This window comes from Streptomyces sp. NPDC102283 (assembly GCF_044766265.1).
Classification (GTDB): domain Bacteria; phylum Actinomycetota; class Actinomycetes; order Streptomycetales; family Streptomycetaceae; genus Streptomyces.
The window spans coordinates 21,869-42,689 of record NZ_JBIWLQ010000032.1 but is presented as its reverse complement, the minus strand read 5'-3'; the positions used below and the strand labels follow the sequence as shown (position 1 = coordinate 42,689).

The 20,821-nt window shown below is 67.9% G+C and carries 16 protein-coding genes and 2 pseudogenes; 5 read left to right on the top strand and 13 right to left on the bottom strand.

Features of this window, described 5'->3' with window-relative positions; all coding sequences use genetic code 11:
- Positions 1-374: 374 nt before the first annotated feature.
- The 6 genes from ACIRJT_RS37355 to ACIRJT_RS37330 all read right to left on the bottom strand — a co-directional run bounded on the left by ACIRJT_RS37355 (position 375) and on the right by ACIRJT_RS37330 (position 5,728).
- The gene (locus ACIRJT_RS37355) at positions 375-1,481 is read right to left on the bottom strand and encodes an RCC1 domain-containing protein (protein WP_403918656.1); all 1,107 of its coding nucleotides are present in this window, start codon (positions 1,479-1,481) and stop codon (positions 375-377) included.
- A 1,030-nt stretch (positions 1,482-2,511) separates the two neighbouring features.
- Entirely contained in the window at positions 2,512-2,961 is a 450-nt protein-coding gene (locus ACIRJT_RS37350) for a hypothetical protein (protein ID WP_403918653.1), read from the bottom strand.
- 417 nt (positions 2,962-3,378) lie between these two features.
- A complete protein-coding gene (locus tag ACIRJT_RS37345; protein WP_403918650.1) occupies positions 3,379-4,512 on the bottom strand; it encodes an IS630 family transposase in 1,134 nt (377 codons plus the stop codon).
- Positions 4,513-4,548: 36 nt separating this feature from the next.
- Positions 4,549-4,881 carry a glyoxalase superfamily protein gene (locus ACIRJT_RS37340; protein ID WP_398360759.1) on the bottom strand — a complete coding sequence of 111 codons (333 nt, stop codon included), beginning with the start codon at positions 4,879-4,881 and terminating at the stop codon, positions 4,549-4,551.
- A 111-nt stretch (positions 4,882-4,992) separates the two neighbouring features.
- Positions 4,993-5,388 (bottom strand): undecaprenyl diphosphate synthase family protein, encoded by a 396-nt coding sequence (locus ACIRJT_RS37335; RefSeq protein WP_403918690.1) that lies wholly within the window; start codon positions 5,386-5,388, stop codon positions 4,993-4,995.
- Complete coding sequence (locus ACIRJT_RS37330; RefSeq protein WP_403918647.1) at positions 5,345-5,728, bottom strand: undecaprenyl diphosphate synthase family protein; 384 nt, start codon at positions 5,726-5,728, stop codon at positions 5,345-5,347. Before ACIRJT_RS37330 ends, ACIRJT_RS37335 begins: the two co-directional genes overlap by 44 nt.
- A gap of 205 nt (positions 5,729-5,933) precedes the next feature.
- Here ACIRJT_RS37330 and ACIRJT_RS37325 point away from each other — a divergent pair, with 205 nt between their 5' ends.
- A complete protein-coding gene (locus tag ACIRJT_RS37325) occupies positions 5,934-6,902 on the top strand; it encodes a hypothetical protein (protein WP_403918644.1) in 969 nt (322 codons plus the stop codon).
- 1,104 nt (positions 6,903-8,006) lie between these two features.
- Here the strand turns inward: ACIRJT_RS37325 and ACIRJT_RS37320 are convergent.
- Positions 8,007-9,842: an FG-GAP-like repeat-containing protein gene (locus ACIRJT_RS37320; RefSeq protein WP_403918642.1), complete on the bottom strand. Its 1,836-nt coding sequence runs from the start codon at positions 9,840-9,842 to the stop codon at positions 8,007-8,009.
- 64 nt (positions 9,843-9,906) lie between these two features.
- The gene (locus ACIRJT_RS37315; RefSeq protein WP_403918639.1) at positions 9,907-10,626 is read right to left on the bottom strand and encodes a hypothetical protein; all 720 of its coding nucleotides are present in this window, start codon (positions 10,624-10,626) and stop codon (positions 9,907-9,909) included.
- A gap of 380 nt (positions 10,627-11,006) precedes the next feature.
- Here ACIRJT_RS37315 and ACIRJT_RS37310 point away from each other — a divergent pair, with 380 nt between their 5' ends.
- Together ACIRJT_RS37310 and ACIRJT_RS37305 are read left to right on the top strand one after the other, a co-directional pair.
- Entirely contained in the window at positions 11,007-12,101 is a 1,095-nt protein-coding gene (locus tag ACIRJT_RS37310; protein ID WP_403918636.1) for a hypothetical protein, read from the top strand.
- Positions 12,102-12,141: 40 nt separating this feature from the next.
- On the top strand, positions 12,142-12,642 hold the full coding sequence (locus tag ACIRJT_RS37305) for a hypothetical protein (protein ID WP_403918634.1): 501 nt from the start codon (positions 12,142-12,144) through the stop codon (positions 12,640-12,642).
- Between the two features lie 52 nt (positions 12,643-12,694).
- Here the strand turns inward: ACIRJT_RS37305 and ACIRJT_RS37300 are convergent, their stop codons facing one another.
- From ACIRJT_RS37300 to ACIRJT_RS37290, 3 genes and pseudogenes are all read right to left on the bottom strand, one after another.
- Positions 12,695-14,221 (bottom strand): RICIN domain-containing protein, encoded by a 1,527-nt coding sequence (locus ACIRJT_RS37300; RefSeq protein WP_403918632.1) that lies wholly within the window; start codon positions 14,219-14,221, stop codon positions 12,695-12,697.
- Between the two features lie 453 nt (positions 14,222-14,674).
- A complete protein-coding gene (locus ACIRJT_RS37295) occupies positions 14,675-15,337 on the bottom strand; it encodes a GPP34 family phosphoprotein (protein WP_403918629.1) in 663 nt (220 codons plus the stop codon).
- 16 nt (positions 15,338-15,353) lie between these two features.
- Positions 15,354-15,578: pseudogene (locus ACIRJT_RS37290) on the bottom strand (hypothetical protein); the annotation flags it as partial.
- A 115-nt stretch (positions 15,579-15,693) separates the two neighbouring features.
- Here ACIRJT_RS37290 and ACIRJT_RS37285 point away from each other — a divergent pair.
- Positions 15,694-16,447: pseudogene (locus ACIRJT_RS37285) on the top strand (transposase family protein).
- Between the two features lie 19 nt (positions 16,448-16,466).
- Positions 16,467-16,778, top strand: a complete 312-nt coding sequence (locus ACIRJT_RS37280; RefSeq protein WP_403918626.1) for a hypothetical protein — start codon at positions 16,467-16,469, stop codon at positions 16,776-16,778.
- Between the two features lie 444 nt (positions 16,779-17,222).
- On the opposite strand, the gene ACIRJT_RS37275 is transcribed toward ACIRJT_RS37280, so the two are convergent.
- On the bottom strand, positions 17,223-18,551 hold the full coding sequence (locus ACIRJT_RS37275) for a class I SAM-dependent RNA methyltransferase (protein WP_403918623.1): 1,329 nt from the start codon (positions 18,549-18,551) through the stop codon (positions 17,223-17,225).
- Between the two features lie 217 nt (positions 18,552-18,768).
- Positions 18,769-20,817: an APC family permease gene (locus ACIRJT_RS37270; RefSeq protein WP_403918620.1), complete on the bottom strand. Its 2,049-nt coding sequence runs from the start codon at positions 20,815-20,817 to the stop codon at positions 18,769-18,771.
- Positions 20,818-20,821 lie beyond the last annotated feature (4 nt).

Sequence of the window (20,821 nt, the reverse complement as noted above, 5' to 3'; positions counted from 1 at the left end):
TGAACCGCGTACCACGCACCACCGTTGCCCTCCACCGCCGCACCGGTGGAGGGCAGCGGCACGAGAAGCGCGGAAGACCCAGCGCCGGGGAAGCGCCCTCCATACAGTGCAGGCCGCCGACGTCTTCACAGAGGCTCATCCCGATCGTTCGCCCGACCCGCCGCTCCATCCGCGCGCGCCAACAGGCACACGCTGGAGTGAGAGCTCACCTACAAATGGAGTCGATCGTCACCGACAAAGCCACGCGCCTGTTCCTGACGGGCGGTGGGGAGGCCGGAGGCAGGAATTTCGGGTCGCTCGCGTCGGTACGGACACGCGCCCCGCGCCGGAGGCCGGTGCGGGGCGCGTGTGTAGTGCGCGGTGCCGTGGTTCGGTCAGTACACGTAGGTGGTGTTGCCGCCCAGCGAGGCGATGACGGCCTTGTAGCCGGAGCCGGGCAGCTTGACCGCGTCGAACCCGGAGGTGGCGGTGCCGTTGCCGAGTTGTCCCTCGGCGTTGTTGCCCCAGGCGTGGACGCTGTCGCCGATGATCGCCAGGCCGTGTTGAGCACCTGCGGTCAGGACCTTGGCGCCCTTCAGCCGGGGGATCTCCACCGGGGCGGTGCGGTTGGTCCGCGAGGCGTTGTCGCCGAACGTCTCATCGCCTTCCAGGAGCTGGCCGTCCTGATTGCTGCCCCAGCCCCACACGTTGCCGTTGGCGGTGACCGCGTAGTGGTGGTGGGTGCCGGCAACGATGGTCTGCACGCCTTCCAGCCAGTCGACGTCCACCGGCACGGTGCTGCTCTTGGTGCTGCTGTTGCCCAGCTGCCCGTAGAGGTTGTAGCCCCAGCTCTTGACGGTGCCGTCCGCGGTCAGTGCGAGGGCATGGTGACCCCCGGCTGAGATCGCGACGATGTTCTCCAGGCCGGTAACCTGGCGCGGCACCGAGCTGGTGGCCCGGCTGCCGATACCGATCTGGCCGTGAACGCCCCGGCCCCAGGCGTAGACCTTGCCGTTTTCCAGGAGCGCGAGACTGAAGTCGAAGCCAGCGGCGATCTGCTTGACCTTCGGCATTCCCTGGACCCGGTCAGGCGCGGTCCGCATGTCGCCGGTTCGGTTGTTGCCGAGCTGCCCGTAGGCGTTGTCGCCCCACGAGTACACCTGGCCACTGCTGTCGAGGGCCAGGGCGTGCGAGCCGCCGGCGGCGATGTCCTTGATGTTCGCCAGCCCCGGAACGCTTCCCGGCACCAGCTGGTCCTCGGTTCCGCCGTTGCCGAGCTGCCCCGTCACGTTGTCGCCCCAGGCTTTCACTGTGCTGCAGGTCCGCGCGAGCACGAAGGCGCTCCCCGAGGAAACCCCGCCCGCCACGAGCTGGTCCACGTCCGCCCGCAGCAACGACGTGACCGGACCCGGCGCGTGCCGGTCCTCGGTGGTGCCGTCACCCAACTGGCCCGTGTCTCCCGCGCCCCAACTCAGAACCGCCCCGGCCTGCGCATCCGCCATGATCGTTTTCCTGTAGCCGCAAAGGTTTTGCCTGTACGCGGCCAGCCTGTCGGTCAGGCGCTGCAAGATCGACCGACGTGCTGGGACGTCACTCGAAGGGGTAGGGCCCTGCTGGATATCAAGATCGCCTGTCAATCAGTCAAGATCACCTGCCAACGGTCAGTCACGGACGCTTGCCGCTCGAGTACGCGCCCTTCGCGAGGAACACGGATGGACGCCCGAGCGCCTGGCGAAAGAGGCCGGTATCCAGCCCGCGACGCTGGCGTGCCTGAGCGCGGGGGTGTGATTCAGCCAGGTTTCTTCACTGTTGGCGCACTGGCCGAGGTCCTTGAGGTCTCGCTCGATGAACTGTTCCGGCAAGCACAAGGCGGCATCGGCATTGTCGCTGGGCGGAGGGCCCGCGCGATGTCTGGCCCGCATTTGCCGGCCGCAATCAGGGACGTTGGGCAGCGATGGTCACTCGCATGAGTGACCATCGCCTGTCGCCGGTCTTCCCCGGCCTCCACGAACCGAATCGCCGCGGGCGGGAGCGCACCGGAGCCGGGGCTCGCCGGGCGGGTTCGTGCCCGACGGGCGGCCGTGGGCTCTCGGCCCTGTCCGACCGGTCGCCGTGGTGCCCCGCCCGCACTGGGGCGGTGGTCAGGCGTTAGGCGTCCTGGCCGACGGCCTTGGCGGCTCGTTCCACCACGTCGGAGGGCGTGTCCTTGACGTCGCCCACGGGGGCGGCGACTCGCTCGGCGGCGGGCCTCGCCCTGCGAAGGGTCCTGCGTGCTCTTGGTGGCCTCGTCGGCCTCGGAGGCGAGGTCCTTGAACTTGTCCTGGATGCCCATGCCGGGATGCACCTTACGGTCGGTGTCCGGGGTGGGTCGTAGCGACTGCTGCTCTGGGCTCTGGGTGGCCATGCGGCGGGTCGCCGGACGGCGCAACGCCCGTCCGGGCGGTCTCGGAGCGGCGCGCATCGGTCAGGGCCTCGGGTTCGCGCGCAGCCCGCTCCTGCCTGATCCGGGCAGGAGCGGGCTGCTTCGAGCGCCTACACCGCTGCTACGGCGCGCTGCGAGGTGACGGCTTCCCGGCCCATCGTCCTCGTCACGGTGACGTAGAGGGCCTTCTCCCCCTCGAGCTCGGCCGTCAGGACTTCGCCGAGCTTCCCCGCCGGCAGCGCAACCGTGTCCGTCGTCTCGCCCGTCGTCTCGCTCATCAGCGACAGGTAGCCCTCGGACACGCCGTTCAGCAGGTACTCGGTCCGGGTGACCTTCGGTAGGTCCATGTCGGCGGTCCCGGAGACGGTGTCCTCATACTTCTTGCCGGTGAGGATGTCGATGCCCACGAGCTTCACCTGTCCGCCCGTGGTGGCGAGCTCCACGATCTTGCACGGGAAGCCCTTGAGCACCACGTAGCCGTCCTTGCGCAGCTCCGATGCCCGCACCGCGTGGGTTCCGGAAGTCACTGCGGTGCCATCGTCGGCGAAGTCGTCGTCCATGTCTGTTTCCTCTCGGCCAGCCAGGGTCGGCGAGCGACCCGCCGCCCCGCCTCGCGGCCCGTCAAGACGCTCGCACCGTACGGCTGGCACAACGAACCGGCGCATAAGAGGTATCGGCCCCGAACGGTCCACTGACAGCTCCCAGGTCCAACCACGTGCTGGCCGCTGTCCTTGACGGCACCACGCCGCAGGCGCACGTCCGGGCAGGTAAGTGGCTCTCGGCGCACAGGGCCGGTCCAGTTACCGGCGGCGGCCAGCCCGATGCCCGGCATGCCGACGAGCAGGACGTTGCGCGGCTGGAGTACGTCGGTGACGGTCCGGGTCACCGTCGTGCGGCCGGCACGCTCACCCTCTTCAGAGCTGCCGGGTCGTTCGTGCGGCCGGTGCGGGGGTTCGTGCGTGCCCGCTAGTGCCGCATCAGGCAACGTTCGCCCTGTCGACCACGGCTCGTAGTCGTTGATCGGCGGCGTGACGGTTTCGCCAGATGATGTAGCGGCGGATCATGCTGCCCTGCTCCTTGTGGCTGGCATGGTCGGTGCCGTCCAGGGCGAAGTAGCGCAGGGCGGTGAACTGGGCCTCAATGCGGTTCAGCCACGAGCTGTTCGTAGGCGTGTAGGCGAGCTCGACGTTGTTGGCCGCGGCCCAGTCGCCGACCCGGCTGTCCTTCTTCGTGGTCAGATGCGGGGAGAAGTTGTCGAACACGATCGCGATACGGATCTCGGGCGGGTAGAGGGTTCGCAGGTAGCGGCAGAACCCCAGGAACTTCGTCCGGTTCTTCTTCAGCCCGACGTGGCCGTAGAGCTTGTCCCGGGCAAGGTCGTAGGCGGCGAACAGGTGCCTGACCCCGTGCGGGCGGGTGTAGGTCGCCCGCCGTCGGGGCCGGGGCTCCCGGTCGGGGTCCTTATGCCGTCCGCCGCGCTCGGCCCACTGCCGACCGGGGTGGGGCTGGAGGTTGAGCGGCCCGAACTCGTCCAGGCATAAGACGACTTCGGGCTCGCCCTCCTCGGGTATGACCTCGTCGTCGGCGATGGCATAGAGGTGCTCGACGCGGGCCTTCTTGGCGGCATAGTCAGGGTCGCGGGATGTCTTCCAGGTCTTTATGCGTTGAAAGGACACGCCCTCCTCTCGGAGCAGGACCCGAAGGCCCTCGTGGCTGATGTCGTCGACCACCCCCTCGGCGACCAGGAAGTCGGCCAGCTTGACCAGGCTCCAGGTCGAGAACGGCAGACCGTGCTCGGCGGGCCTGGACTTGGCGATCTTCTTGATCTCGCGCCGTTCGGGCAGGGTGAACGTCCTGGGCCGACCGCCCTTGTACTTCGGGTAGAGGGACTCGAAGCCGTCGGCGTTGAAGTTGTGGATCACATCCCGGACCCGGTCCGCGCTGGTGAACGTCACCTCGGCAATCTTCGCCACGGGCATGCCCTGCGCGGACAGCAGCACCATCTGCGCCCGTCGCCAGGTCACCACCGATCCGCTGCCCCGGCGGATGATCCGCAGCAGGCGCTGCCCCTCGTTGTCATCGATCTCGCAGACGCGTACTCGCTCAGCCACCAGCACAGCTTCCCTGCCGCGCGCTGCCGGCCATGGTCATTGCGTCGGCGTGCCGATCCGCAGCCGGTTGCCGTCAGGGTCGCGCAGTTCAATCTCACGCGCCCACGGAGCATCCTTCGCCTGCACACCGAACTCGGAGGCGATGGCCTCGACATCACGAACGCGGAGGTAGACCAACGTGTCGGGACGGGCATCGCCCTTGTGCTCCGACAGGAACAACCGCACCCCGCCCCGGGCGACCTCGACGAACGCGGGAAGTCCCGCTTCGAAGCGGTGTTCCCACTGGTTGGCGAAGCCCAGCCGCTCGTACCAGGCGACCGCCGCCGCAGCGTCCTCGACGCGAAGAATGGGAATGACCTCTTCGTCCATGGAGTCATCGTCGCAGACCACCCAGGGCGAACGTTGCCTGATGCGGCACCAGCAGGGGGCCGTCGGACGGTGTGAGGCTCATGTCCCTTTTCCTCTGCTGCATCACCGGGCCTACAGTCCCAGCCGACGCTGTCGTGAGGCGTAGTTGTGCAGCGCCTCACGCAGGTCTTCGTGGGTGACGACGGGCCACAGCCGCTCGTAGAAGTACAGCTCCGACTGCGCTGTCTGCCAGGTCAGATACCCCGACATCCGCTGCTCGCCCGAGGTGCGGATCACCAGGTCGGGGTCGGCCAGCCCCGCCGTGCCCAGATGGGACGCGAACTCCCCCTCCCACCAGGACAGGTCCTCGGCCGGCTCCTGCGGCCACCGCTCCCGGTACTTCTGCGCCAGTGACCGGGCCGCGGCGGCGATCTCCCATCGTCCGTCGTAGGCGACGGCGAAAGTTGGCCTGCACTCCCTCGACCTACTCGGTGTGCCGCTGCACGTCCTGGAACGCCTTCGCGACAGGTGGGGGCAGCAAGTCCAGGGATCCGATCACCCTCACCTGCCAGCGCTGTGCCTCGGTCAGACGTGCGCACAGGCTGATGAACGACTGGTAGAGATCTGCAAGTTCCTGAGGGCTGCGCTGCAGGTTCCAGACGGAGAGGATCCACTGCGTCACCATGGTGACCCCTTCCTCCTCGCACCACTGCAGGACATCAGGGATCTTGCCGATGCCGCGGCGGTGCCCCTCGTCCGTGCCGAGACCACGCTGGGCGGCCCAGCGCCGGTTGCCATCGAGAACGAGAGCGACATGCGCCGCCACTCCCGGGCGCACCGTGGTGACGAGTACGGACGATTCGGTCATCGCGGCTCCCAGCCCAGAGCTGATGGAGAAGACAGAAAAGGAACAGCCCGACAAGTAAGAAGGACACTCCCGGTGGGCGACGACAGAGTGGTACGCCAGGGTGCACAGGCCCGCGACCGGCGACCAGTTCGTCTGTTCGTCCGAAGGGGTGAGGGATCACATGTGGGCGTGTGCGTGGTCGCTTCGTTGGGAGACGCTGCTGTCCATGATCTCTATCGAGAAGCTGAGGCAGCCCGCTGTCCGGGCGTTCATCGAATCCCTGAACGACCGGGACGAAAAGGCGTTCGCCGAAGCGGTCCATGGGAAGTTCACCTACACCTGCGGGGCGGAGGAAGGCGATGCCGCCGGCTTTTACCCGGCCCACATCCAGTTCGTGGTGACGGACCAGAGCAGTGACGGATGCACTCTGACCGGCGTCATGCTCAAGGCAGACGATGAGGTCGCCGCCCGGTTGACGTTCTTCCCGGCGGGATACGAGAGTGTGGGCAAGCTGGGCATCTCCACGGACGTGGAGATCCCGAGCGATTCCTTCATCGACGCCCTGGCCCACCTCGGCGGCGGCCGGGCGGAGCCCAAGCCCGCGGTGGGTACCCTTCGCCGGCTGAAGCTGGGTGACCACTACTTCGTGCACCGCTGGGGACGGGGAGGGATGGGCAGTGCCGACTGGATCAACACCGGGGAGAAGGCGTCCGATCCGGACGTCTACCAGAGCTTCCACAGCCCGGCCCATGGCGAGCAGACCGATGAGGTGCGGGTGAGCCGTGTGGTCTCGCGCCTGAGCGTGGACCTCGGCTGGGACGGTACCTATCAGAAGGCCACCGCCCGCTTCCACGCGACGCTGTCGTTCTGGGAGGCGGTGGCCTGGTTCTCGGAGAAGTACCGCCTGGCCGGCGATTCCATTCCCAAGGTCATGGGGACGCTGACGCTGACCGGTCCGCCGACCCTGACTGCCCCCGAAGGCAAAGTGATCAGCACCGAGGAGATCACGGTCACGGGTGGCAAGCCGCCCTACCCGATCGACTTCACGCGCGAGTTCCCGCTCACCGGCCTGCCACTGGGCACCTACACGCTCACCCTGGCCAACGCTGTGAAGACGGGCGGCTACTGGTCCAGCAAGTACAACACCACCGTCGCACTCAGGGACCACACCATCAGCTTCACCGTCGGGGGCTGACGCCCCGCGGCCCCGGTGCGGGCCGCCCGCACCGGGGCCGCGACCTGGGCGGTGGCCCGGCCGCCCCGGTTCGTGCGGCACCAGGGCAGCATGTGCGGCCGGTACGCGTCGTTCCCGCTGCGCCGCTGCCCAGGACCTGCCGCACCTGTGCGAGCCGGAGCCCGTCGACTGGAGTGAACGCGGTCAGAGAGGGGCGCGGGTCGGACACGCGCCGGTGTCCCGTCCGGGGAGGACCCGGACGGGACACCTCGGCGTCGGCGACTTCGCCGACGACGTCATCGCCGCCCACCGCGCCTACCTGCGGCTCTCCCACTAGGGCAGCAACGACCGGGCCCGACGCGCGCCACGGCAGCACCGCGGCCAAGGCTCCCAACCAGCCGCACCAGCTGGCCCCGCTCCTGACCGCCTACCTCGACAACCTCCACCGCACCGGACTAACGCTCCCGGGCCGGACCGGAGCGGACGGCCGCCTGGAACCGCGCCGCCGACCGCCTCCTCGCTGGCACCCCCAAGTACTCCAGCAGCCGGCTCTCGGCCGAGCAGCTCGCCGCCGAAGCCCAGGTCAAATACTGGATCGTCGCCCAGAAGCACACCGACCTGCGCGACCACTTCCAGCTGCTGCAGATCTCGGTGATACCGGAGGTGGTCCAGAGCTGTTGCAGCCCGTCCATCATGGCGAGGGCGGTCTCCTCGTCGGCTGCGTGATGTCGAGTACGACGAGCCCGGGCTCGCTGACGTGGCGGACGTCGATGACGGAATCCATAACTGGGGCGACGCCGCGGCCGCGGTTCCGGTTCGCGGCCGGGGTGTGCGCCACCCAGATAAATGAGCGCGCGAGTGTGACTGTGCACGGTAGTCGGCGTTGATGGACAACTACCGTGCTCAGTATCCCTGAGCGCGCCAGTTGGCGTCTTTCGCCAGGTGGCGCGCTCAGGTACGTCTGGTTCCTGACCCGCATGCGGCAGACATACGGACCGTCGAATGACAGCACCGTTTCGAGGCGGCGTCGGGGCAGACCCGCCGGATCAGGTACTTCTGCGGGCCGGCACGAGCCCACCTTCCCGGCCCTCCCCGGCCGCACGCGCATGCCACGCTGTTCTCAGGTCACCGGGTCCTGAAGCGGCGGAAGAGGTTGCGGGCGACGTGTACGCCCGGCCCGCCGAAGCCGACGATGTCGACGCGCCCGTCGCCGGTGATGTCGGCCAGGAAGCGGGAGTGGCGGTCGACCCGCCAGCCGCCTGCGTCCTCGTTGTACCCGAAGCCGCGGCACACCAGCTGGGCCTGCTCGAACGTGCCGTCGCCGTTGTTGTGGGAGACCCAGACGCCTTCGTTGCCGAAGCCGATGATGTCGGGCTTTTTGTCGCCGGTGACGTCGGCGAGGAGGCGGGGGTGCTTCTCGCCCGTCCACCCCTGGGCCTGCCCGTAGTCGTTGAGGACGAGCTGGGAGGGCTCGAACGTGCCGTCGCCGCGGCCGCGGGCGATGACGACACCTTGGGGGCCGAAGCCGACCACGTCCGGCACTCCGTCGCTGGTGGTTTTGATCAGGAACCGGGGGTGCTCGTCGATGGAGCTCCATCCCTGGTCGACCCCGAAGTCGTCGAGGATGTAGAGAGGTTCGGCGAATACCCCTTCTTCGTCCTGGAGGGAGACCCAGAGGCCGTCGTCGTGGCAGCCGACGATGTCGAGCCTGCCGTCGCCGGTGGTGTCGGCGAGGAAGCGGGGGTGCTTGTCGATGAGCCAGCCGCCGGCTTCCTCGCTGTGGCCGAAGGCCCGGAGTGCGGGTTCGTCGGGGAGCGGTGCGAACTTTCCTTCGTCGTCCTGGAGGGAGACCCAGAGGCCGTCGTCGTGGCAGCCGACGATGTCGAGCCTGCCGTCGCCGGTGGTGTCGGCGAGGAACCGGGGGTGCTTGTCGGCGAGCCAGCTCCCGGCCTGCGGGCCGTGGCCGAACGCCTTCAGGGCCGGTGCGCCGCCCGCTGGCGTGAACGTGCCGCCCTCGTCCTGGACGGACACCCGGACGCCTTCGGCGGCAAGCACCACGACAGTTGGACGGCCCTCGCCGTCGAGGTCCGCGAGGGTCCACAGATCCTTGGGACTCGCGGAGGACGTGGGCGGGTGAAGAACCCGTTCCTCGTCGTCGAAGGTCCCGTCCCCTCGGCTGGAGGAGGTCACCGCTCCCTTCGCGGGTTTGATCCCGATGATGTCCGCGAGCCCGGTTCCGGTGGTGTCGGCGAGGAACCGTTCGCCGAGCCCTGCCCACCAGCCAGGTTGTCCGGCAGGGCAAGGGCTGGAGTTGACGGTCTGCCACTTTCCGGCGTCCTGGTCGCTGCCGAACTTGTCCAGGACCAGCAGGACGTTGCTGAAGGAGGGCGTCGCGTCGGCCGCCGGCCGCAGGGCGGTCTTGTTGTGGGCCAGTCGCCAGGACTGGCGACTGTTCCAGTGGCTCAGCGTGGCCCAGTGCAGCACCAGGTCGCTGGTGCGCTCCGGTTCGGCCGGCACCAGGCGCCACCGCTGGCTCTGCGCACTGCCGTCGTACTCACCAAGGACGATCCGGGTGTCGTCCGGGCCGGGTTCGGCGAGGTCGAGAACGGTTCCCTCGACCGCGCCCTCGATGAGGTAGAGGCCCGCTTCACCGTCGACGGGGACGAGGCGCCACTGCTGGCCCTTCTTGTTCGCTGCGGCGTCCCACTGGCGGACGCCGCGGTCCGCGGCGGCGGGGTTGTCGAGCACCTTGCCGCTGACCGCGTTGCGGATCACATATGCCGGATCGTCCTGCGCGCCGGGCGCGGGGGTGAACTGCCACTGTTGCGGGCCCGGGCCGTCCTTGGTGTGATCGCGGACGACGAGTGCCCCGTCCGCGCCCGGTACGGCCTTGGTGCCCAGGGGCTGGCCTGTGGCGGCGTTGACGATCTCCAGCTTCAGTTCGTGCGTGGGCACGGGCATCGTGGTGCCTCTTCCAGGCGGGTGGTGCGACGGCTCGGGACAAGTGCGGCGTGATAGCTGCGGATCACGTGAAGACGTGGTGGTAGGGGACGTCCCACTCGTTGGGGAGCCGCGGGTAGAAGGTGTTGATGACCGTTCCGGTGAAGTCCCCGCCCCAGTTGTAGGTGAGCCGCGCTTCACTGTCCTTGACCACCGCGTGGTCCTTGAACCCGAGGATGGCGTCGGGGTGGGTGATCGGCACGAAAGTGATTCCGCCCCACGGCGTCACCGTGACAACCCACAGCTGGGTGTCCTCCACCGCACCGTTCTTCCCGCGCCACTTGTCGCCCACCTTGGAGGGCAGGCCCACCTGCAAGGTGTCGGCCGTGCTCTGCGGGGCGTCCTGGTGGACGGTGACGCGCCTGCGCTGCGGCTTCGGCGCCCCGTCGTCGCCGCGACCGGCATCCGCGTCGCCCGCGCCGGCAGCCGGAGGTGCGACCTGGCCTGCGGCGCTCTCGATGAAGTACAGCGGGCGCTGGCCGAAGAAGCCGCCGGGGGTGATGTGCCAGAGGTGGCCCTGCGCCTCCTTGGTGGCCGGGTCGAGCGCGGTGGCCAGCTTCACGCCCTTGTCGTGGCTGCTCGCCCCCAGTTCCGCGGGTCGCAGATATCCGCCGTTGAAGGCGTGGACGAGCATGACCGGGCGGTTCTCGACCAGTGCGGCCACAATCGCGTTGTCGTAGCTGTTCACCGCCACCGGGCCGCCGACCACCAAATTCGACATTGCCGTGCGTTCTTGGGTGTACATCGCGGAAACCTCACCTGTTCTTGATGTGGAGAACAACGCCTCATGCGCTCAGTGAAGTGGTTTATCACGTGCCATTACCGCACGCTCCAGCACTCGCGATCGGTTCGGCTTCATAAGCGAATGTATGATCGGAGTAAATGCACCCAAATTGGCAACTTTCGAGGTCAGGATGCTAAGGCGGGATGCTGGGAGGTCCTCGATCGGGTGATCAAAGCTGCCGAAAGATCTTGATCACCCGTTTGAGTGCGATACCCGGAGACGCCTCCACGGGCTGATGGGGTCCTGCTAGCTTCGCTTGCCGGAGCGTGTGCAGATTCCTCCTTTTCCCTTTTTGCCATTTCACCGAGTGCGGTTTCGGCCAGATCATTCGAGGACAGAAATTGCCTTCCAACGCGTACAACCTGGAACGGGCCAAGCGCCGGCCGCTGACGAAGAAGAACCTGCGGGAACTCAACATCGAGCAGACCTGGCAGTCCATCCTGGATCACCCGAATCTGGTCTACGTCGACGATTACGGGGTGCGGCACAAGCCCGTGGGGTTCTCGGTGAACAAGTCGAGCTTCGGCTCCTTCCCCGGCTCCGCGTACGGGCTGGGCTGGCTCGCCTACATGAACCTCGGGGAGCCCCTGATCGAGGAGCGGCGCAACATCACCCAGCCCCCGCCCGACACGTTCTCCTCGCGCACCTACGTCAACCGCAGCGGCTCCGATATGACCTTCACCGACTCGGTCGACTTCACCGTGTCGAACGGCGCCACCTGGTCGCTCTCGGGAGACACCAACCTCACCTTCGGCGGCAACGTCAGCGCCCAGCTCCAGCTGGAGCTGCAGAGCAAGCTCGGTCTGAACCTCCAGGGACAGCTGGGGACGCAGCTCGCGAACCAGATGGCGAACAGGAACGCCAACACGGTGAGCAACAAGAACAGCAAGGACAGTGTGGGGGTGGACAACGACAATACGGTCGAGACGGCGGTGAGCAACGGGATGACGAACTCCGCCTCGGCCACGATGACCGGCTCTGTGGACTTCACCACCACGGGCAGCGCCTCCGGCACAGCGGGCCTCAACGCCGCGCTTGCCGCAGGCATCGCGGCCTCCGTCGGCGGATCCCTGACCACCGGCTGGACATCACAGTCACAGATCTCCGGAACGGTCCCCCCGGGATCCCGCGTCGAGACCATCGTCACCCAGCGCCGTGCCCTCAAGCAGTACACCTACGAGATCCCGGTGACCTTCTCCGGGCTCCTCGCGGTGAACTACGCCGTGCCGGTGACCGTCCTGACGCCCCCGCAGCCGGACAACTACCCCCCACTCGCCAAGCTGGTCGCCCGCGACATCGCCGACCTCGACCTCGCCGGCGGCGGCTTCCGCATGAACGGGCTCGCCGAGGTCGTCTCCGCCTTGGAGGTCCACCACACCATGTTCGACGGCGAGAACCTCACCGACAGCGAACGAGACCTGTACAAGCAGCCGTGACCGGCAGGCAGTACCGCCACAACGACCAGAGGTGACGACCATGGTGTTCAAAAACGTCTTCGACTCCGCCGGAACGGGCGCCGGGCTCTTCTCGGTGACCACCAGCGGCGACAAGCCGCAACCAGGAGCGGGTGTCGACTTCGAGGACGCCGACGACGACACGTACGACGACACGACCACGAGCCTGTTCACCAGCGGGATCCACGGTGCTTCCCACCGGGCGAAGATCGTGCAGGAACAGGCGCCCGAAGCCCGGGCCATCCTGGGCTTCCTCGCCTCCTTCATCCAGACCACCCAGGCATCCGCCGGCACCCAGGCCGCCTACGCCCAGGACCCCGGATCCGTATCCGCTGCTGCGGCCGCCGGCATGGACAAGTCCAGCGAGACGGTGAAGCAGAACGGCGACCTGCAGAAGGACGAGGGCCTGCAAGCGCCGAAGAGGGACGACTTCAAGGCACCGGACGCCCCGGCGTCCCCCACGGCAGAGGAGCCTCCCAAGGCACCCAAGGCCACCGCCGAGAAGCCGTCCGATCCCAAGTAGGTTCACAGGTCCGAGGGGTCAGGGGCGGTACCGCCCCTGACCCCTCGCGTGTTCACACGGGCAGCAGCTGCCACTGGCGGTCGCGGTGGTCGCCCTGCGCGCTGTATTGCTTGATCACCGTGGGGGCGTTGGTCTCGACGCGCAGCAGCAGACCGCTGTTGCGGTTCGCGATCTCATACACCCGCGGGCTGTCGGTCACCGATCCCACCGGGATCAGCCTCCACAACTGGTGCTCGGCGTCGCTGCCCTCGTAGGCACGCTGCGCGACCACCGCCCCGTCCGCGGTGCCTCCTCCGACGACCTCCAGCACCTTCCCGCTGCGCACGTTCTCGATCCGGTACAGGATCTCGCCGTCGTCCTGGCCCGTCGCGATCAGCCGCCACCGCTGGTGAGACCTGGGCGAGGCGAGGGACTGGTGGATCTCGGCTCCGTCCTTGGTGGACTCACGCTGGACCCCCATCCGCAGCCTGCTGCGCACATTGGCCCAGGAAACCACCGTGCCCGACTCGGGCAGCCCGGCCATCTTCTCCGACGCGATCTTCCGGATCCGGTGGTTGAGGTGGTCGGCGATGTAGAGGGTGTCGACACAGTCCACAGCGAGGCCGAACGGACTGTTCAGCTTCGCCGCGGTGGCCGGGCCGTCGTCCCCGCCGAAGGCCGCAGCGCCCGTCCCGGCAACCGTGCTGATCTTTCCGTCAGCCGCGACCCGCCGAACCCGGTGATTACCGTACTCGGAGATGTAAAGAGCTCCGGTGGTGTCCACCACGATCCCGTATGGCCTGTTCAGCTTCGCTGCGGTAGCCGGGCCGTCGTCCCCCGCGAAACCCGCAGCACCCGTCCCGGCCACCGTGCTGATCTTCCCGTCAGATGCCACCCGCCGAACACGGTGGTTACCGGAATCAGCGATGTAAACGGCATCGTCACGGTCCACTACCACCGCGTACGGAGTGTTCAGCTGGGCCGAACCCGCCGCCCCTCCGTCGCCCCCGGAACCGGCGGCTCCAGTGCCCGCGAACGTGGTGATCTTCCCGTCGTCCGTGACCCGCCGAATCCGGTGGCTGCCGATCTCGGCGATGTAGAGAGCCCCGGTACTGTCCACAGCGACCCCGAACGGCTTGTTCAGCTGCGCCGAAGCAGCGCGTCCGTTGTCGCCACCGGAGCCGGCAACGCCCGTCCCGGCAACCGTGCTGATCTGCCCGTCGGCCGTAATCTTCCGGACCCGGTGGTTCGCCGCGTCAGCCACGTAGACCGTGCCAGTACGGTCCACCGCCACCTCGCGCGGGCAGTTCAGCTGAGCCGAGGCGGCAGAGCCACCGTCCCCCCCGTAGCCCGCGGACCCAGTTCCGGCGACGGTGCTGATCTTCCCGTCAGTCGTGACCCTCCGGACACGGTGGTTGCTGTAATCGGAGAAGTAGAGAGTGCCGGTACTGTCCACCGCGATCCCGTACGGCAATTTCAACTGCGCGGAGCGGGCGGCATCGTTGTCCCCTGCGAACCCAGCAACCCCGGTCCCCGCGACCGCGCTGATCCGGGGTGCCGAGTCCTCGCTGCCGTTGGCTGCCGTCTGAGGAGTGCTCACTGTCGTCCCTTCGCCGTTCACCGACCGCTCACTACAGTCGGCTGTAGGTCGATTCCAACAAGACATGCGGGCGTTCGGTCGGCAAAGTCACCAATGGGTGCCTTAACGAATAACGTTGACGGAGGACCCCGCAGATCTGCTGCGATCCGCAGTCAGCGCCTGAAGGTGACAAACCGGCGCGGCGAGGCGTGCAGACGGCGATCTGCGCGGACACCTACCCGGTAGCCGACCGACATGCTGCGCATCTGGAGGAGACACGGAGCCCTTTCCAACCTGACGGTGTGCGCCGGTGGTTGGCGGGTTGCGCGAAGCGGTGAAGCTCCTGATCCCTCGGGCAGCCGGTCCTTTGCGACAACGAGGCTGCTGATGCCCGTGCGGGTGCAGCCTGCCCTGATCGGTCGGCCGCACCCGACCGTGTGGCCCCTGCCCGTAGTGCGCCCGGCGCCGGGGCGGTCAGCTGCCGACGATGGCTGATGTGATCACGGTAGTGGTGACAATCGCTGTCAGCGCCTGCTGAGCGGCTTGAATGACCTGCCGAACAGCGGGCGCCGCCCACTGACCCTGCGCGATCACTGCCATTCTGGCTTCGACGAGGGGCTTGTCAGCGGCAGGGAAGGCCAGCTTGGCCAGTCCTGCGCCATGCAGGAGAGCGATCAGGCCCACCGTCTGCTCCTGCGGTTCTTCGCCGTGCAGCACAGCAGCTTCAAGTCGCTCTAGGACGGCCGCCTCGACTGAGCTGTCGGCCTCGGGGTAGCGGTGCACCGGGAAGAGCCCCAAGACCTTCTTGGTCTCCTCGCGGACCAGGCCCTTGTCCACCAGGCCCTTGCTCGCTGCGGCGACCGCGTCCTTCTTCAGGTACTCAATCCAGTCAGCGGTCTTGCCAGGCTTCTTGTAGTCCGCGATGGCGCTGAGTGCGTCGTCCAGGCTCGGGAGGCCGACCGGCGTGGAGTCAGTCACCGAAACGATGTCGCCGTCCACGGCGATCCGGCCTGCGATTGCGAGCTCCACCAGGGACGCCCCCGCGATAGCCGCAGCTACGTTCGCGGGCTCACGCGCGACGCCGGATTTGTCGTCCAGCGACAGGAGTAAAAGTTGTTCTCCCAGAGTTGTTTCCATCTTTTCTGACTCTCCTTCATTCGTGCTCAATAAACATGCTCGTAGTCGCTGGACCTAGCGTTGGAGACGTGTAGATCGCGAACTCCCGGCGCAGCGCCGAAAGTGCCGCCAGATACCCGGACATTCCATGCACGCTTGGTCCCGGCGGAGTCGAAGCCGAGCACAGATAGACCCCGGGCAGGGGGGTTCGATAGGGGTCGAAGCGTGCAGTGGGGCGCAGGAGGCTCTGCCGGATAGTGAGCCTTTCAACCCGCCCGCGATGCCGCGCTGTTGGGGGTCAACGGGCTGTACGTAACGACGAAGCTCCTGGTAGACGGGTCTCGACCAAGATCACCCGTGTTCGCCAGGAGCTTCTCGTGCTCGTCTACCCGTCCTCGATCGATCTGTCCAGCAGCACCCTGCGGTACCTGACCGAGCAGCTCGCAGTACGGCAACGGGAGATCGGTACGCGGTGGCGGCGGCTGCCCGCCAGCCGTCAAGCCCTGCTCGCCCTGGCCCACCTGCGGTGCGGCGACACCTACGCCCAGCTTGCCGCCGGCTTCGGAATCGGCATCGCGACCGTCTACCGGTACATACGCGAGGCCATCGAAGTCCTGGCCGCTCGCGCCGACCCTGGCCGAGGCGATGGAGACCGCCCGGACGAAGGCATTCGTGATTCTGGACGGCACCCTGCTGCCGATCGACCGGATTGCCGCCGACGGCCCGTACTACTCGGGCAAACACAAACGGCACGGCATGAACGTGCAGGTCCTAACCGACCCGTTCGGTCGCCTGCTCTGGGCATCCCCGGCCCTGCCCGGCTCCACCCACGACCTGACGGCCGCACGGACGCACGAGATCGTCGACGCGCTCGCCGCCGCGGGACTGAAATGCTGGGCGGACAAGGCGTACCAAGGCGCCGGCCGACAGATCCGCGTCCCCTTCCGTGGCCGCCGGCTCAAGCGATGGAAGCGACGACACAACAGCAGCCACGCCAAAATCCGGTGCGTCGGCGAGCAGACCATGGCCGTCCTGAAAGGCTGGCGCCTACTGCGGAAGCTCCGCTGCAGCACCAACCGGATCACCGACATTGTGAAGGCCGTCCTCGTCCTTCACCACGCCTCAACGTGAAGTTGGAAAAGGCTCATGGATGCGCATCGCCCGCTTCGACTACACCCCCTCAAACCGCCTGCGCTTCATCCTCCGCGGCGGCAGCCCGCACCATGCGAGCGAATGGGCCGATGTCCCCGACCGGCCACTAGAAGACCAACTCGCCGAAATCGCACAAGAAGTCGACCTCCGCGGCAAAGCCGCAGAACACAAACGCCTTGCAGACCAGCAGGCCAGGGAAGCCCAGCAGAGGTGCTGGGAAACCGCCATGGAGGAAGCGCGCACCGCATACGCCTATCGCGTCAAGCACCTCGAGAACAAGCAGACGCCTGGCACCAGACCAAGCGCCTGACCGAATACGTCACAGCAGTACGCGACCACGCCACATCGCTGCCACCCGGACAGGAAAGAACAGAGATCGAGGCGTGGCTCGCCTTCACGGACGCCCGGCTCCAGCACCTCACCGAGTCCGCCACAGCGCCGAAGCTGCCCACCCCAGCCAAACCCAGCGGCGACGGCCTCAAGCCTTTCCTCGGCCACTGGAGCCCTTACGGACCCCGTTCCTACTGAGCCTTAAAACCGGCGATATCGAGCATCGGTTCACCAAGAGACGGTAAAGAGGGAGCCCCCTCAAGCCGTACTCGACACACCGTCACCTGCAGAAACGGGCATCTGACACCTCATCAGAACGTGCGTCAAACGTGCGTCAGAAGGGCCCAACGTGCGTCGAATATGCGTCAAGATATCGCCCGTAACGCCCACAGCGCACATAACGCACACTCGGCGAAACCGCAGGTCAGACGCCCTTTGCGGCGGGCTCAAGGATCGCGACGCACTCGACATGGTGGGTCATCGGGAACAGGTCGAACGCCCGCAGCGTCCGCACCTTGTACCCCCCGTCCCGGAAGTACGCCAGGTCCCGTGCCAACGCCGCGGGATCACAGGCCACGTAGGCGATCTTGCGTGCGCCCAGCCCCGACAGGTGCTTGACGACCTGCTTGCCGGCGCCCGCGCGCGGCGGGTCCAGGACGATCAGGTCGCACTCCGTGATGCCGGTGCGGGGCAGGACCTGGTCGACCTTGCCGTGTTCGATGCGGACCCGGTCCAGGTCCTTCAGGTTGTGGCGGGCGTCCTCGACCGCGCGCTTGCCGGACTCGATGCCGAGGACCGCGCCCTTCTCCCCGAGGCGCTGGCCGATGGCTCCGGCGAACAGGCCGACGCCGCAGTAGAGGTCGAGGGCCGTGTCGTTCTTGCGGGGCAGCAGGCCCTGCATGACCGCGCGGACCAGAGTGTTGGCCGCCTGCGGGTGGACCTGCCAGAAGCCGCCGGAGCCGACGCGGTAGGTGCGGTCGTCGGCGCGCTCGCGGACGAAGGCGCGGCCGTGGACGCGGTGGACGCCGCCGTCCTTCTCCTCGACGCGGAGCACGGAGACCGGCTGGTCGAGCTCGACCAGGGGGAGCCGGCCGCCGGGCTTCGGAGTGAGGATGATCTGGCGGTCGTTCGAGCCGGTGGCGGTGATGGCCTCCACCGCGGCGATCTGGGGCCACTCGCGCTTCTCGACGCCGAGCTCCGAGACGCCCGGCGCGGCGATCAGGCAGCGGTCGATCGGCTGGACGTCGTGCGAGCGGTGCTTGCGCAGGCCCGCGCGGCCGTCGGCGTCGACGGCGTACTGGACACGGGTGCGCCAGGCCGGCACCTCGCCCGCGGGGAGCTTGTCGCCCTCGGCCGGCATGACCGTGCCGTCCCAGCCGGCCTCCTCGGGGGTCAGGCCCGCCAGGCGCAGGAGCTGCTCGGCGATGACCTCGCCCTTGAGGCGGCGCTGCGCGCCCGGCTTGGCGTGCTGCCAGTCGCAGCCGCCGCACATGCCGGGGCCGGCGTACGGGCAGGGGGCCTCGACGCGGTCCTTGGACGGCTCGATGATCCGTACCGCGTCGGCCCGCAGGAAGCGGGAGTCCGTGTCGCCGTCGGTGACCCTGGCGATGATCTTCTCGCCGGGGAGCGTGTGGCGTACGAAGAGCACCTGGTTCCCGTCGGTGCGGGCGATGCAGTGACCGCCGTGCGCGACGGGCCCGACCTCGACCTCGTACTCCTCCCCGACCAGCGACGACGTGGGTTCGTTCTGCATGAGGGGAGGCTCCAGGGAGAAAGGGGGCAAACGGTCGGGCCTGCGGCCGGACGACAGCCCACCAGTCTACGCGGGCGTGGTCAGGACGCTGACCACGCCTGGCCCCCGCCGCCTCGCGCCCGCAGGCCTGACCCTGGCATCCGCACGTCACGGACTGGCCCCACCCGTCGCGGTCACACTCGCGCGGCCTCACCCTGACGGCCTCACCCTGAAGGCCTCACCCCTTGCGGGTCGGCTCCTTGTGCCTCCGCTCCACCGGGCCCCGGCGGACCGAGCCCGGAGCGCTCCAGTCGGCGCGCTTGCGGGCCCGCTTCTTCGCCGCCTCGGAGGACTGGAGCTGGTACGGGACGGAGGTGACCATGACGCCCGGGGTGAAGAGCAGTCGGCCCTTCAGGCGCAGGGCGCTCTGGTTGTGCAGCAGGTGCTCGTACCAGTGGCCGACCACGTATTCGGGGATGTAGACGCTGACCACGTCGCGCGGACTCTGGCGGCGCAGGCCCTTCACGTACTCGATGACCGGGCGGGTCACCTCGCGGTAGGGCGAGTCGAGGATCTTGAGGGGGACGTTGACGGCGCGCCGTTCCCAGTCCTCGCGCAGCGCCTTCGTCTCGTCCGGGTCGACGCTGATGGAGAGCGCCTCCAGGTGGTCGGCGCGGATCAGTTGGGCGTAGGCGAGGGCGCGGAGCGTGGGGCGGTGGAGCTTGGACACGAGGACGATGGCGTGGACGCGGGAGGGGCGCACGCTCTCGTCCGCGGGCGTCTCGTCGGCGGCGATCTCGGCGGCGACCCGGTCGTAGTGCTTCCGGATCGCGGTCATCGTGCCGTAGAAGATGACCATGCCGAGCAGGGCCACCCAGGCGCCGTGGGTGAACTTGGTCGCGAGGACGATCACCAAGACCATGCCGCAGAAGAAGGCGCCGAAGGCGTTGATGGCGCGGGAGCGGGTCATGTGGCGGCGCTTGGCCTGGTCCCGTTCGTCGGTGAGCAGGCGGTTCCAGTGCCGCACCATGCCGGTCTGGCTGAGGGTGAAGGAGACGAACACCCCGACGATGTAGAGCTGGATCAGCCGCGTGGAGTCGGCGCCGTAGACCCAGACGAGCAGGATCGCGGCGCCCGCCAGCAGCACGATGCCGTTGGAGAACGCGAGGCGGTCGCCGCGCGTGTGCAGTTGGCGCGGCAGGTAGCGGTCCTGGGCGAGGATCGAGCCGAGCAGCGGGAAGCCGTTGTACGCGGTGTTCGCGGCGAGGAAGAGGACCAGGGCGGTGGCGGCCGCGAGGACCATGAAGAGGAAGGAACCGTGGCCGAAGACCGCCTCGGCGACCTGGGCGATGACCGGGTCCTGGGTGAAGTCCGCGCCGACCGGGACGCCGTCGCGGATCAGGTCGACCGCCGGGTTCTCGGCCATCTTGACATCGGTGGCCAGGGCCAGGCCGATGATGCCGCAGAACATGGTGACGGCGAGCAGACCCATCATGGCGAGCGTGGTCGCGGCGTTCTTGCTCTTCGGCTTCCGGAAGGCGGGCACCCCGTTGCTGATCGCCTCGACCCCGGTGAGGGCGGCGCAGCCGGAGGAGAAGGCCCGCAGGAGGAGGAAGACGAGCGCGAAACCGGCCAGCCCCTCGTGTTCGGGCTTGATCTCCAGTTCGGAGGTGGGCGCGTGCATCGTGTCGCCGAGGACCACTCCCCGGAACGCGCCCCACAGGATCATGAGGAAGACGCCTGCCACGAAGAGGTAGGTGGGAATGGCGAAGAGCTTCCCGGACTCCTTGACGCCCCGCAGGTTCATCAGGGTGAGCAGGACGATGGCGCCGATGGCACAGAGTGTCTTGTGCTCGATGACGAACGGGATCGCGGAGCCGAGGTTCTCGACGCCGGAGGAGATCGAGACGGCGACGGTGAGGACGTAGTCGACGAGCAGGGCGCTGGCGACGGTCAGTCCGGACTTGGGGCCGAGATTGGTGGTCGCGACCTCGTAGTCGCCGCCGCCGCTCGGGTAGGCGCGGACGTTCTGCCGGTAGGAGGCGACGACCGTGAACATGAGGACGACGACCGCGACGGCGATCCAGGGGCTGAAGTGGTACGCCGACACCCCCGCGATGGACAGCACGAGAAGGACTTCTCCCGGTGCGTACGCCACCGAGGACAACGGGTCGGACGCGAAGACGGGGAGAGCGATGCGCTTGGGGAGGAGGGTCTCCCCGAGCTTGTCGCTGCGCAACGCCCGGCCGATCAGGATCCGTTTGGGCAGGTCGGTCAGTTTGGACACGCTG